The following is a 13,958-nucleotide window of genomic DNA, read 5'->3' on the forward strand; positions in this document are numbered from 1 at the left end:
GCATTAAATAGTCATGAGGGAGTCGATCAATCTGATGGAACGTAAATGGTGGCATGACAGTGTGGTCTATCAAATCTATCCGCGGAGTTTCAAAGATTCAAATGGTGACGGAATTGGTGATCTTGTCGGAATCATCGAAAAACTGGATTACTTAAAAGAACTTGGGATCGATGTCATTTGGCTGAGTCCGGTCTATGATTCACCAAATGATGACAATGGATACGATATTCGTGATTATGAAGCCATCATGGCCGAATTCGGAACGATGGCGGATTTTGATCGATTACTGGACCAAGCACATGATCGGGGTATTAAAATCGTAATGGATCTTGTGGTCAACCATTCATCTGACGAGCATGCCTGGTTCGCAGAATCTCGCAAAAGTAAGGATAATCCTTACCGTGATTATTACATTTGGCGAAGTAGACAGGAAGACGGAACGTTACCGAATAACTGGGGATCGATCTTTTCAGGTCCAGCCTGGGAACTGGATGAAGCAACTAACGAATATTACTTGCACCTCTTCTCAAAAAAGCAACCTGATCTGAATTGGGAAAATGAACAGTTGCGTCAAGAAGTCTACCAGATGATTACCCGGTGGTTGGACCGAGGAATCGATGGATTCCGGATGGACGTCATTAATTTGATTTCGAAGACACCGGGTCTTCCGGATGCGACGGTCTCTCCAGGGGCACTTTACGGCGAGGGTGGACAACATTATATTAATGGTCCACGGATTCATGAATTTTTGAAAGAAATGAATGATGCCTCGTTCGGCAATTATGATGTGTTGACAGTAGGCGAAATGCCGGGTGCGACGACGGACGATGCGATTCTCTATACCGATCCTGAACGAAAAGAAGTTAATATGGTCTTTACGTTCGAACATATGGATCTGGATTCCGGACCAAACGGGAAGTGGGATGTCCAACCGTTTGATCTTCAAAAACTAAAAACAAACTTCACGAAATGGCAAGTCGCTCTTCATGAAAAAGGGTGGAACTCACTTTATTGGAACAATCATGATCAACCACGCGTCGTCAGTCGCTTTGGAAATGATACGACCTACCGCGTCGCGTCAGCGAAAATGTTGGCGACGTTGTTACATTTATTAAAAGGAACTCCCTACATCTATCAAGGGGAAGAAATCGGGATGACAAACGTCGCTTTTGAATCGATCGATGATTATGAAGACATCGAAATTCGAAATATGTGGAAAGAACGTATCGAACAAGGGGCATCACCCGAAGACTTGTTGCGCTCGATTCATCTAAAGGGACGGGATAACGCTCGAACTCCGATCCAATGGGACGCGACAGACCATGGAGGCTTCACGACGGGAACACCCTGGTTGAAGGTCAACCCGAATTATCCATCCATCAATGTCGAACAAGCTTTACAAGATCCGAACTCGATTTTCTATTACTATAAACAATTGATTGCATTACGCCATCAACATGATTTGATTGTTTATGGAGAGTATGCGTTAATCTTGGAAGAAGAGCCTGAAGTCTATGCCTATACGAGAACGTATGAAAAGGAAACATGGTATATCTACTGTTCCTTTGCTCAATCAGACGTAACGGTTCCGCTCGTACACGATACGACAGATCCAGTCATTGGAAACTATGACGCCTCACCTATCGTGACAGACCAAAAGTTGACACTTCGTCCTTACGAGGCAATCGTGTATCGCACAATGCAATAAAAAAGGAACGGCCTCAAAAATAAGTTTCTAACAAAAACGGGTTGACGGATTTCAAATCCGTCAACCCGTTTTTAGTATTTGGTAAAAGGAAATCACGCGAATCCTGTAGGGAAGCGCGTGATTTGCGTGGTCACTTTTTGAGTCCGCCCACTTCAACTGTACCGAAAAGTGGGTGGAGTTCAAGGTTTTTCCTTGACGATTTGTTTGATCGCCTCAATGATTCGTTGTTGATCTTCTTTCGTCGTGTCTAATCGAACACCATATAAACGCTGTGCCTCCGTCCATTTTTCATGTAAAATCTGACCGGATACGTTCAGCGGTTCTGAACCGAGTAAAAGTGAAAATTCGACGACGATAGAAGTCGAACGATCGATTGGCAACTTCAATGGCGTTGCAATGGCGATACCACTGGGAGAAATATTGTGAATTTCCATTAACCCAGCCGGTGTCCGACGTCCTTCTTTGACGAGATAGAATTCACCAGTGATCGGTTCATCAAAGTGATACCGAAACGACTCATTTCGTTTGATTTTCAAGAAGACCACCTCCTAATTTCCATTATCCATTAAAAGAAGACAATCTTCTAGACGGGTGTCTCAAAAGAAGGGAAATCAACAAATCAAGCAGCGAGATCTTTAGAAGAAGCCGTCGGATGGATTCGTTTTGCAAGATACATGAATGGAGTAGCGACCCAAGCGATTACAAACTTCGCTAAGTACGTCGTCACAAAAATCTGCCACCAAATATCAAACGGTAAATCATGAAATGCAATCGCACAAAACGTTAACGTATCAATCAGTTGGCTTAAGACGGTCGAACCAGTCGTCCGCAACCACAGCTTTTTTTCGCCTGTTTTTTGGCGGATCTTAGAATAGATGAAGACATCAAATAGTTGAGAAACGAGATAAGCGGATAAACTACCAAGGGCAATCCACGGAAGTAAGCCGAATAATAAGTTTAAGGAACTCGACATGTCTTTAGCAAGCGTATCGTTAAGGGGTGTATACAAAAGACTGTATTGCATGAGGAATGTTGTTGTGATCAAAGAGAAAAAGCCCATGTAGACGCCTTGACGAGCAACTTTTTTCCCGTATTTTTCGTTTAAGATGTCTGTTGCCAAGTAACAGCTTCCATACACGACATTCCCTAATGTGAAGATATAAGAATAAATTTCAACTTGTTGTGTCACTTGAATGTTCGCGATGATCGTTGCGATGGCAATCCACATCAACAAACCGGTTTTACCAAACAAACGATAACTGAGTAATAATAATCCCATCGTAATAAGAATCGAAGGGAACCATAACCATTCATTCATCCACGTGTCCTCCTTTCAGAATCATACAAAGAAAAATTTTACGCTTAAATTGAGGATCTGTCAAAAAAAACCGACGCAAGTTCGCGTCGGCATACGATCAAGGTCGTTGCAACGAATAACGTTTACGGCGACCTTTACTAAAATAATCATTCTGTTGTACGAATCCATTCGTCTTAAAAATCTGACAGGCAATCTCTTGGTGAGGTGACGTCGGTAAGACACGAGCACGTACTTCATAGACCGCTAGCACGTCTGATTGTTGTAAAGCGAACTGAACAGCTTTGGTTCCATAACCCCGTCGGCTATAGGCATCAAAAATCATTAAGTCCAGTTGGAAGTAATGGCCCATTTTCAATAGAAGTAGGCGTCCCACCAGTTGATCGTCGACAAGAATATCAAAATAAAAGTCTTCTGAATAACTGTGTTCGACGGAATCAAAAGCGCGTTCCACCCCGAGTTCATGATTGTAGCCTTGAATTTCCTGACTGGATAATCCGTAAGCCTGTTCCCCGTACTTTAAAAAATGTTCGAATTCGGTCTGGTCGACGTGACGTAATGCTCGACGCTTTAAATCCATGACGTTGTCCTCCTCTGATCGCAATTCACTCTGCTTATTCATTATAGCGACTCGAAGAAAGAAATTGCAAAAGATAGCTGAAACGAATGCCGGAAACAGTCATCCCGAAAAATAAGGGGATTGTAAACGGATTGTGATTGTTTCATTTAGTGATGGATATGGTAAAGTAATGATGTAGACATCTGTATGCTGGAAGGAGTTGGGGAATGTGTTCACAGAACGGGATGGAATTAAATTACGCTTGGAACAGATTGAACGTTTATACTCAGATTTAAATCGTGAAGCAAAACAATTAACGGAGCGGTTACGCCAACTGGATGAACAAGGTGACGAAGTGCGTCACGATCTTGCATTAAATAAAGAAGATCGCGATCATCTGAAATCAAGTATCGATGAGACGTTACAAGCCTTGTTGCAACGGACGACCGTCGACGCCAAAGTCGAACAAGAAAAACAAGAAGACTTGATTTCAAAAAAAGCACTCATCGAGGACATCGAAGGGTTATTGAAGAAAAAGAAATAAGCTGGCGTAGGCTAGCTTATTTTTTTCTGGGAGTGGAAAGATTTTGAATAAACAGAGGATTGTATTAACAACGTGTTTGAGACCTACACCTGACGTAAATGCTCGAGCAAAACGATTAGCTGAAACGGAACAGACGGTCGACTTCCAAATCGTTGAACGGAAAAAACTCAGCATTCGGTCGCTTCATGATCACTACCGGCTTCCGGTCCTTGTCGTTGATAAAAAACAATTGGAGTACTATCCGGAAGGGACAGACCATTCGTTTTTCTTTCATCCATCAAGTGCAGTTTTCCGAATCAAACAATTTGATGCGAGTGGACACGATCCTTTGATTACAATCGCACGGTTGGTGGAAGGTGTGACGGTGCTCGACTGTACGCTAGGGTTAGGTGCGGATGCAATTGTCATGAGCCATGCGGTCGGCTCTTCCGGACGAGTGACTGGACTAGAAAGTAACGCAGCAACCGCTTTGATCGTCCGTCAAGGTTTAAAGCACTGGATTGAACGGTATCAGCCGATCGTCGATGCGATGCGGCGGATTGTCGTTCGAGATGCCGATCACCTGACATATCTCAAAAGTTGTTCGGATGACGCAGTCGATGTCATTTATTTTGATCCGATGTTTGAAAAAACGGTTTCGGAATCCACACACTTAAATGGATTACGCCAACTTGCGAATTATGAACCGTTGACGGAAGCCGTATTGATCGAAGCGAAACGAGTCGCTCGGCGGCGGATCGTCTTAAAAGCCCATTTCGAAAGCGATTTGTTTGACCGATTTGGTTTCGAACGAACGAAACGTAAATCTTCGAAACTGCATTATGGTGTCTTGGAACTGTGACGCGTACAAAAAATGCCTCTCCGCAACTTGCGAAGAGGCATTTTAGTCATTCAACAGCTTCTTTTAATTCTTCTTCCATGTCGTCAAACTTATCTTGGATGGCATCAGCAGGCTGTTTCGTCAACAGGCTGACAACAACGGTAAAGGTCAAGCTTGTAAAGAATCCGGGGACCATCTCGTAGAGCGTCGTGCTGAGACCAAACTGGACCCAAAGAATGACAGTGATCGCACCAGACAGCATACCGGCTAGGGCACCTTGTTTCGTCATCCGTTTCCAGTAAAGGGAAAGCAAGATGATTGGGCCAAACGCGGAACCAAATCCGGCCCAAGCGTATCCAACGAGTGACAAGATGGTTGCAGATGGGTTCCAGGCTAAAACGGAACCGATTACAGCAATCACTAAGACCGCAATGCGACCTGTTAAGATCAATTGTTTATCCGATGCTTTTTTGTTCAAGAACGTTTTATAAAAATCTTCCGTCAAGGCACTTGATGTTACGAGTAGCTGAGACGAAATCGTCGACATGATCGCGGCTAAGATGGCTGCCATCAAGAATCCTGTGATATAGGGATGGAATAAGACGTCAGAAAAACGGATAAAGACGGTTTCTGGGTCGCCAAGCCCATTTCCTTGTCCTTCAAAATAGGCAATTCCGACAAGTCCTGTCATCATCGCACCAAGGATCGAGATGAACATCCAGCCGATTCCGATACGGCGCGCTTTTTTCAAATCTTTTACTGAGCGGATCGCCATAAAACGGACGATGATATGTGGTTGTCCAAAGTAGCCCAGTCCCCAGGCGAGAAATCCGATGATTCCGAGAAGGGTTGTTCCTTTAAACGGGTCAAATAACGTTGGATCTAAGTTTTCAGCATAGCTGTATGCTCCGTCAATCCCGCCGACATTTGTCAAGGCAACGATTGGTACAAGAACGAGAGCGATGAACATGATACAACCCTGGACGAAGTCGGTCCAACTGACTGCGAGAAAGCCACCAAACAATGTATAGGCGACGACGACCGCAATCGTCAAGAGCATACCATAATGATAATCGAAGCCAAACGAACTTTCGAACAGTTTACCACCGGATACGATACCCGCTGATGTGTAGAACGTAAAGAAGACGATGATGACAACGGCTGAAACTGTTCGCAAGACACGTGACGTATCCTTAAAACGATTTTCTAAAAAATCAGGAATCGTAATCGAGTCATTTGCCATCTCCGTATAAAGGCGAAAACGTGGAGCAAGAATCAAGTAGTTGACGTAACAACCAATTAATAATCCTAATGCGAGCCATAATGCGGATACACCCGTCGCATACATCGCACCAGGTAATCCCATCAGCATCCAGCCACTCATGTCTGAGGCGCCGGCGGATAGTGCCGTCACACCAGGTCCTAAATCACGACCGCCTAACATATAATCTTCTGTGTTTGTCGTTCGCTTGTACGCAATGTAGCCGATGGCAAGCATCATGACTAAGTACAAGCTAATTGAAATCCATTCTTGCGTCATAACAATAAAGCCTCCAATAACGTTGTTTTTTGCGCTAGTTAACTGTCTTGTCAAATAAGCACAATCGATTTGTTCCCCACCTTACAGGGGATGAAACAGTAACGCAAGCCTTCACAATGTCATTGGAAATGGCTTCAAGCCATAACTATCAAGGGGTTGGGACACATTTTGTCCCTCTAAAAGTTCTATTTTTCTGAATTCCGTCATGTAAAAGTGGTCGAAACGTAAAGAAAATGCCTTTTTTTATACGGATTAAACTAGATATAATTAAAACATTTTGATATCTAAAAAACACCACACGAATGGATAAATCCCCATCAATTCGTGTGGTGTGACTAGGAAAAAGAAAACTCAATCCATGAAATTCAGTTTTTGATAAGCTGAGTGAAGACGATCCAAGGCTTCATCCAGCTGACTCCTTGGACAACCAAAGTTCAATCGTTCAAATGCAAGGGCATTTGTGCCAAAGGGACGACCATGTGTCAATGCCAAACCGGCCTCCTCGACTAACCAAGTGGCGCGTCTTGCATCGTCAAACGGGAGTGCTTGGCAATCGATCCAGAGTAAAAACGTCGCATCAGGTGACACCACCGTCAAACGAGGCATCTCTGTCTGAATTCGTTGCACGGCATGATTTCGATTAGCTTCTAAATAATCCAGTAAGTTGCCTAGCCACTGTTCACTGTGAGAATCGGTATAGGCGGCGATGATGGCAGTTGAAGCCAAAGCATTCGGATGAACAAAATGTGCTTGCTGAACCGCTTCGATTTTTAGTCGGGTTTCAGCTTCCGGTACAATGAGATACGAGGCGTATAGACCCGGGATGTTAAATGTTTTAGACGGGGCACTTACTAAAATTACCTTATCGTAATCAAACCCAATGATCGGATAGTGGCGTGAACCTGAAAAAATTAAATCGGCATGAATCTCATCCGATACGATATACAAGTCGTATTGTTTAGCCAAGCTTACTAGACGCTGAATCTCAGACTGACTGAAGACACGTCCTGTCGGATTATGAGGATTACATAAAATGATCATCCGTGCCGTCTTCATCTGTTGCTCGAGTAATGAGAAGTCGATTTCATAACGTCCCTTCGTGAGAAGAAGAGGATTTTCAATCAATTGTCGTTCATTTGACGCGATGACATGATGGAATGGAGGATAGACAGGGGTTTGGATGATGATTTCATCCTCTTTTTCTGTTAAAGCTAACACGCTATGCGCCAGGGCAGGAACGACTCCACTGGAATAAAGAATCGTTTCCTCGTCAACCGGTTGATCATATCGTTTTTTAAACCAATGCAAAATCGCACGTTTTGCATCCTCTTCGAATAGGGAGTAGCCAAAATGACCGCTTGCTGCCCGTTTTGTCAGTGCTTTTGTAATACTGTCTGCGGGGCGGACGTCCATGTCGGCGACCCACATCGGAATCAATTGATCAGATCCAAATAATTGTTCCAACCCATCCCATTTCGCAGATCCGGTTTTTCTTTTTTCCAACACTTCATCAAAGGAGTATTCTTGCATCTGTCTTCATTCCTTTCAAAATAGAATTGCTACTGTCTTCACAGTACCGAACGGGCTTCATTTCGGCAAGTTCGAAAAATAAAGGTTTTAAACGGAGGGACGTTGGGAAAACTCAATATCGTACACAAAAAAAAGGACGGGGTGGATTTCATGTTACATTCTAAAGTGTTAGTTGGTCGATCACCAGAAGAACTCGAAGAACGGTTAAATCATTTCTTTGAAGAAAATGGTGTCGGTTCAAATTCAATCATCACACTCAAATTCTCGACATTCGTTGCATCGAAAGCGGATGAACATTATTCCGTGTTGATTGTCTTTGATAACTCATTAACAAAAACAGTCCTTTAATGAACGAAAGTAGCTATCTCGATCAAATGAGAATAGCTGCTTTTTCTATTCTTTCAAAAATGTTGAAATGATGTCAGGTTTACGTTATACTAATATTAGAAAAAATAGGCTTCCGTAGGTTAATGGCAGACCTCAGCAATGGTAATGCTGCAGTGCGAGTTCGATTCTCGCCGGAAGCATCAAAAATAAACAGGTCTTCCGTCACAAGTCAATTACTTGCGCGGAAGACCTGTTTTAGTTTGGAACAGGAACTGACCTTGAAGGAGAAATCGATGAATTCATTAAATATTTCGATTGGCAATGAAATCAAGCGGATTCGGCAAGAACGGAATTGGACACAATCTGAGTTGTGCCAAGATATTTGCAGCCAAGCCGAAATCAGTAAAATTGAGAATGGACACAATTCGCCTACCGTTGATTTGTTGCAGCAAATTGCTGAACGGTTAGAGGTGCCTATTTCTAATTTATTGGAAAATAAAGCGGAAATCGAAACGTTTAATCGTTTTGATCATATGTTGCTAAAACTAACAAGAGAAGGTCATTATGATCAAATTCAAAAATATGAAGTTCAAAAATCTAATAGTATTTCGAGTGAAACGATGTTGTTGCTCGAATATTATCGTATCATTAGTGATTATCGAATGGATAAATTTGATTATCGGACAACATCAGTTAAATTATCTCGATTAACTGAAAAAGGTGAACTCAAGTTTGAAAGTCCAGGACTATATCTGCGAATAAAAATGGCACTTGCGATTTTATATGCAGAAAATTTCGATTATAAACAAGCGGAAAAAATATATGCTGATTTGGAAGATATAGATTTTAGAAATGATATAGAGATGAGAACACAACAACTAAAAATTATTTACAATCATGCAAAGTTACTTTTTAAAGTTGGTAAATTTGATAAAGGACTTACTGTCACTCAAGAAGGAATTCAATTAAGTGTGCATCTCCATAATTTTTCGTACATGGCACATCTTTATTATCAAAAGGGAGAATTTTTTGAGGAATTGTATGGATTGGAAGCAAATACTTGTCAAAGTTATATGATGGCTTATGAGTTGTTTAGTGCTTTTCAAATGTTTCGGTATGCCGATATTGTAAAAGATGTCAAAAAAAATTTCCTTTTTTCGAGTATTACTAAAACAGAATAAAAAGGACTGTTCAAAATGATTCCACTTTCTACTTCAATCGGATACCACTTGAGGCAAATTCGCCTTGAAAAAAACCTCACTCAAAAAGAAGTATGCAAAGATATCTGTAGTCAAGCGGAGCTGAGTAAAATTGAGCAAGGTAAAGTGTCCGCGACAATAGATATGATTCAAAAAATTGCCCGGCGATTAAACGTCTCTGTTCTACAATTATTCGAAGAAGATACTCAATCGATGATCTTTCGGGAATATGACCATAAATTCACAAAACTTTTTCGTAATGAACAATTTGATGAAGTAATAGTATTTGCCAAAAAAACGGTGGATTTGCCACTCTATTCTTCAATTCATTTATTGGCAAGATATTTTGAGTTGATTGCATTAGAAGGAAAAAAGTCTCTAGATTATCGATCCTGTATCTCACAATTGTCGTTCGTAGCTGACAATGAAGAAGTATGGTACGAGTCTCCAATAATGTATTTGCGTATTAAATTAGCAATTGCTAATTATTACTATTTGAATCAACAATATGTACATTCGAGAAAAATCTATGAAGAATTATTGAAAATGGATTTTGAAACCGAAGAACTGAAACATTTGCGCTTAAAAATTTTATATAATCATGCGCAACAATTGTTTTTTCAAGGCGATTATAAAGAAGGACTAAAAGTCACTGAACTAGGAATTGATGAGAGTATCATACGTAAAAATTCTTCTTTTTCTGGCCATTTTTATTATCAACGGGCTAATTTCAAAGAAAAGTTAGATTATGAGATGGAAACTGTAAAAGAAGATTATTCATTATCTTATTCTTTATTTGCTGCACTAAATCTTGAACGTTATGTAGAAATCGTAGAAACAGGAAGAACTGATTATTTATTGTTTAAATTTTGATATGGCTTTTTGTTAAGGGAGACAGTTAATGAATTCACTACCGGTATCGATTGGAAATGAAATCAAACGAATTCGTAAAGGAAAAAGAATGACGCAAGCAGATCTGTGTCAGGGAATTTGCAGTCAAGCAGAAATCAGTAAGATTGAGAATGGGCGTAATTCGCCAACAATTGACTTGTTGCAACAAATTGCCAAGCGATTAAGAGTACCAATGTCAATGTTGTTCCGCGATCAATATAAAAGTGAGCAGTTCCGTGAATGTGACCGGCTTCTTACAGGATTGTTGAGAAATCATCAATTTGAAGAATTGATGGATCAAATCGAAGAAATAAAAAGCCAGTCCACAAACAAGGAAATTCTTCTTTTATTAGAATACTTTAAAATCATCAGTGGGGAGCGGACTAAAAAAGTCGATTTTCGAACCAGTATCTCACAATTGGGACATTTAACGGATACGGAAGAAGTGTGGTTTGAATCTCCGCAAATGTATCTGCGCATAAAAATGGCAATGGCTAATTTTTATTTTGAAAACAAACAATTTATTCATTCGGAAAGCGTGTATGAAGAAATATTAAACTTGAACTACGATACGATTGAATTAAAAAAAATGAGAATCAAAATCATTTATAATCATGCTCAACAACTGTCGTTCCAACAAAATTACCAAAAAGGTCTTCAAGTAGTGGCTGTCGGGATTCAGGAAAGCTTAGCCTTAGATGATGCTTCGTTTTTAGGACATTTTTATTATCAACGTGGCTACTTCACGAAAAAAACGAATGGTGCTCTTCAAGATATCAAAAGAGATTTTACACTGTCCTATAGTCTGTTTAAAGCTTTTGAAATGCCGAGTTACGAACAGCTTGTCATCGACAGTCATGAAGAATTTTTATTGTATAAATTTTAAAATCGTTGCCCGGCCTTCTCGCAAGCAGAGAGGGCATTTTTTATGAGTTCATCGGCCCGGTCCGTATATTGTTGATGACCTTCAAGAATTACCGATTCAACATCGTCGATTCCAAAAAAGCGAAGGATGTCAATCATGTAGCGGACGGCATGATCCGAGCTGACTTTGTCAGGAGTCGAGTAATCACCGCCACGTGAATGGAGCAACAAGACATGTTTCCCCGTTACGAGTCCAACAGAACCTTCAGATGTATAACGGAACGTCTGACCGGCCTGTGCCAAGTAATCCATATAATTATGGAGCGGAGCAGGAACGGTCAAATTCCACATCGGGAATGAAAAAACGATTTTATCCGAGTCGAGAAAACCGGTCAGGTAATCTTGCAACTTTTCAACCGGGACACTTTCTTCAGCATCCAGAGATTCCCCCCGAAACAGTTTTGCCGCAGATGTGGCGAGTTTCAGGTCAAAAAAAGGCAGGCGTTCTTCGAATAGATTTAAGACGACAATCTCATCTTCCGAGTGATGTGTCCGGTAACTGGACAGGAACGTTTCGTTCATCTGTGAACTGATACCTTTTGATTGATGGGTGCTATCATTAGCTTCGATGAATAATAGGCGACTCATAACGGATCGCTCCTTTCTATATTAGTCAATTACCCCAATCAAGGTGGACTTAGACGTTACACAAGAAACCAAAATGATGGAGAATATAGGTTTTAATTCCAGTTTAAAAAGGAAAAAGACAGGACAAGAAACCGAAACGAGGGGATGTTATGAAGCTGTCATATCGACCTTCATCAGCGAATCTTGACTATCACCGTGAAGTGAAGGCGAATTACCGCTTATTCGGAATGATCATCTTTGTATTGACGGGTTGTGGGGCGATTTTATACGTTCTCTCTAGTGCGATGGGTGAATCAGGGTTGGAACGGATCGATGTATGGCGTGCAGGTCTGATCGTTCTCGTAGGTTTTTGTCAATGGATGGTTGGAAGAAGTAATTTAACTGAAAAGTGGAAACCCCATGTCATGTCCAGCGTATTTTTGTTGATTCCATTCATCAATTATCCCTTTCTCGATAGTGGAGCACAGACGGTGTGGGCGGCCTCGTTATTATTTTTATTGACCTCCCTCGTCGTCATCAGTCGGACGATGTTGTTGTATGTAGCAGGTATAAGCATCGTTTCTTTATTGTATGTCTGGTTTGAATCGCCGGCTGGATCCTCTGTATACAATGCATCAGATCATATCGCGCGAATGGGTCTAGTTCTGATTGCGACGTTGATTAGTTTATTGATTCATAACCAATATGTCACTCGTTTAGAACGGAATATCGATTATTTGTCTCGCCTGAAGGAACAGGCGTTTATCGATCCGATTACAGAACTTGCGAACCGATCTTTTTTTGTCATTGAAACGGAAAAACAAGCAACGACCGGCGATTTTATCTGCTTGATTGATCTTGATGATTTTAAGACGATCAATGATGCGTTTGGTTATCGAACGGGTGATCGTGCCTTGCATATCATCGGGAGAAGATTGGTGACGCGTTTTTCAGATTGTCTCATCGCCAAAGCGAGTGGAAGTGCATTTCTTTTGCATGCCAGACCGAATCAACCGGTACAAATATTGTGTGACGCGATTTTATCGAGTATTTCGGAGCGTATCCAGATTGATTTTAAGCAAATCAATATGACGGCAAGCATCGGTGTTGCCTTCGTAAATGGGGCATCGATTGATCATGTCATCAATGATGCGGAAATCGCTTTGTTCACAGCAAAATCAAATCGGAAAAATACATTTGCGATTACCGATCAAGCAACACAAAATGAACGGAAACGAGCCTTGCAACTGACACGGGATTTATATGATGCAGATCTCGATCGTGATTTTTTTATTTTATTTCAACCACAAGTCGATGCAACAAGTCATCGCATAACGGGAGCAGAAGCCTTGGTTCGTTGGAATCACCCGACGTATGGGCTTATTTCTCCCCTCGAGTTCATTCCCTTAGCCGAACGGACGCGGTTCATCGAGACACTTGGTGGGTGGGTCATGCGAAAGGCTTGCCTACAAGGGAAGATGTGGCTTGAACAAGGAAGGACTCCGATTACGATTGCCGTGAATGTCTCGCCATGGCAGTTGCGGCAACCGGATTTTACGAAAAACGCACTCGATATATTGAACGTGACGGGATTTCCACCTTACTTATTGGAAATCGAAATGACGGAACATATCTTTATTGAAGGTACGATGCAAATTATTGATACGCTCAATGAACTACATTCCTATGGGATTCGGATTGCACTTGATGATTTCGGAACAGGGTTTTCTTCGATGCAGACACTTGTTGAACTGCCGTTTGATCAACTAAAGATTCCAAAAGAAATCGTCGAAGCGGCGATTGATTCAGAAGAGAAACGGGCGATTGTTGAGATGATCATTCAGTTAGGAAAAAGACTGGATATGTCGATTGTCGCAGAAGGAATAGAAGTGACTGAAGAAGCCGAGTTATTAAGACGACTCGGATGTCATACGTTACAAGGCTATCTGTTCCACAAGCCATTGGAAGCGATTTATGTCGAACCCTTTTTGGATCAAGAAGCACAATAAGAAAAAGCGCACTGGTCTTTTCTGC

General features: G+C 41.4%; 14 protein-coding genes and 1 tRNA gene. 9 read left to right on the forward strand and 6 right to left on the reverse strand.

Annotated elements, in window-relative coordinates; genetic code table 11:
• Positions 1-34: 34 nt before the first annotated feature.
• Complete coding sequence (locus BLD48_RS04035; RefSeq protein ID WP_071499039.1) at positions 35-1,708, forward strand: glycoside hydrolase family 13 protein; 1,674 nt, start codon at positions 35-37, stop codon at positions 1,706-1,708.
• A gap of 179 nt (positions 1,709-1,887) precedes the next feature.
• On the opposite strand, the gene BLD48_RS04040 is transcribed toward BLD48_RS04035, so the two are convergent.
• From BLD48_RS04040 to BLD48_RS04050, 3 genes are all read right to left on the reverse strand, one after another.
• Positions 1,888-2,244 carry a PilZ domain-containing protein gene (locus BLD48_RS04040; protein ID WP_071499040.1) on the reverse strand — a complete coding sequence of 119 codons (357 nt, stop codon included), beginning with the start codon at positions 2,242-2,244 and terminating at the stop codon, positions 1,888-1,890.
• An 83-nt stretch (positions 2,245-2,327) separates the two neighbouring features.
• The gene (locus BLD48_RS04045) at positions 2,328-3,026 is read right to left on the reverse strand and encodes a queuosine precursor transporter (protein WP_071499041.1); all 699 of its coding nucleotides are present in this window, start codon (positions 3,024-3,026) and stop codon (positions 2,328-2,330) included.
• A 97-nt stretch (positions 3,027-3,123) separates the two neighbouring features.
• The gene (locus BLD48_RS04050) at positions 3,124-3,603 is read right to left on the reverse strand and encodes a GNAT family N-acetyltransferase (RefSeq protein WP_071499042.1); all 480 of its coding nucleotides are present in this window, start codon (positions 3,601-3,603) and stop codon (positions 3,124-3,126) included.
• 208 nt (positions 3,604-3,811) lie between these two features.
• On the opposite strand from BLD48_RS04050, the gene BLD48_RS04055 reads away from it, so the two are divergent.
• Together BLD48_RS04055 and BLD48_RS04060 are read left to right on the forward strand one after the other, a co-directional pair.
• Positions 3,812-4,126, forward strand: coding sequence for a hypothetical protein (locus BLD48_RS04055; RefSeq protein WP_012370605.1), 315 nt, complete (start codon positions 3,812-3,814; stop codon positions 4,124-4,126).
• Positions 4,127-4,169: 43 nt separating this feature from the next.
• A complete protein-coding gene (locus tag BLD48_RS04060) occupies positions 4,170-4,967 on the forward strand; it encodes a class I SAM-dependent methyltransferase (RefSeq protein WP_083412235.1) in 798 nt (265 codons plus the stop codon).
• Positions 4,968-5,013: 46 nt separating this feature from the next.
• On the opposite strand, the gene putP is transcribed toward BLD48_RS04060, so the two are convergent.
• The gene (gene putP, locus BLD48_RS04065) at positions 5,014-6,486 is read right to left on the reverse strand and encodes a sodium/proline symporter PutP (protein WP_071499043.1); all 1,473 of its coding nucleotides are present in this window, start codon (positions 6,484-6,486) and stop codon (positions 5,014-5,016) included.
• 351 nt (positions 6,487-6,837) lie between these two features.
• A complete protein-coding gene (locus tag BLD48_RS04070) occupies positions 6,838-8,016 on the reverse strand; it encodes a MalY/PatB family protein (RefSeq protein WP_071499044.1) in 1,179 nt (392 codons plus the stop codon).
• Positions 8,017-8,166: 150 nt separating this feature from the next.
• Between BLD48_RS04070 and BLD48_RS04075 the strand changes: the two genes are divergently transcribed.
• From BLD48_RS04075 to BLD48_RS04095, 5 genes are all read left to right on the forward strand, one after another.
• Positions 8,167-8,364 carry a hypothetical protein gene (locus BLD48_RS04075; protein ID WP_014970552.1) on the forward strand — a complete coding sequence of 66 codons (198 nt, stop codon included), beginning with the start codon at positions 8,167-8,169 and terminating at the stop codon, positions 8,362-8,364.
• A 108-nt stretch (positions 8,365-8,472) separates the two neighbouring features.
• A tRNA-Thr gene (locus tag BLD48_RS04080) sits at positions 8,473-8,543 on the forward strand.
• A gap of 93 nt (positions 8,544-8,636) precedes the next feature.
• Entirely contained in the window at positions 8,637-9,524 is an 888-nt protein-coding gene (locus BLD48_RS04085; RefSeq protein WP_071499045.1) for a helix-turn-helix domain-containing protein, read from the forward strand.
• Positions 9,525-9,572: 48 nt separating this feature from the next.
• Complete coding sequence (locus BLD48_RS04090) at positions 9,573-10,415, forward strand: helix-turn-helix domain-containing protein (protein ID WP_161487691.1); 843 nt, start codon at positions 9,573-9,575, stop codon at positions 10,413-10,415.
• Positions 10,416-10,443: 28 nt separating this feature from the next.
• Positions 10,444-11,319, forward strand: a complete 876-nt coding sequence (locus tag BLD48_RS04095; protein WP_071499047.1) for a helix-turn-helix domain-containing protein — start codon at positions 10,444-10,446, stop codon at positions 11,317-11,319.
• Here the strand turns inward: BLD48_RS04095 and BLD48_RS04100 are convergent.
• A complete protein-coding gene (locus BLD48_RS04100) occupies positions 11,316-11,945 on the reverse strand; it encodes an FMN-dependent NADH-azoreductase (protein WP_071499048.1) in 630 nt (209 codons plus the stop codon). The genes BLD48_RS04095 and BLD48_RS04100 overlap by 4 nt on opposite strands.
• A 149-nt stretch (positions 11,946-12,094) precedes the next feature.
• Here BLD48_RS04100 and BLD48_RS04105 point away from each other — a divergent pair, with 149 nt between their 5' ends.
• Positions 12,095-13,933, forward strand: a complete 1,839-nt coding sequence (locus tag BLD48_RS04105; RefSeq protein WP_071499049.1) for a putative bifunctional diguanylate cyclase/phosphodiesterase — start codon at positions 12,095-12,097, stop codon at positions 13,931-13,933.
• Positions 13,934-13,958 lie beyond the last annotated feature (25 nt).

It is taken from the genome of Exiguobacterium sp. KRL4 (assembly GCF_001870785.1).
Lineage (GTDB): Bacteria > Bacillota > Bacilli > Exiguobacteriales > Exiguobacteriaceae > Exiguobacterium_A.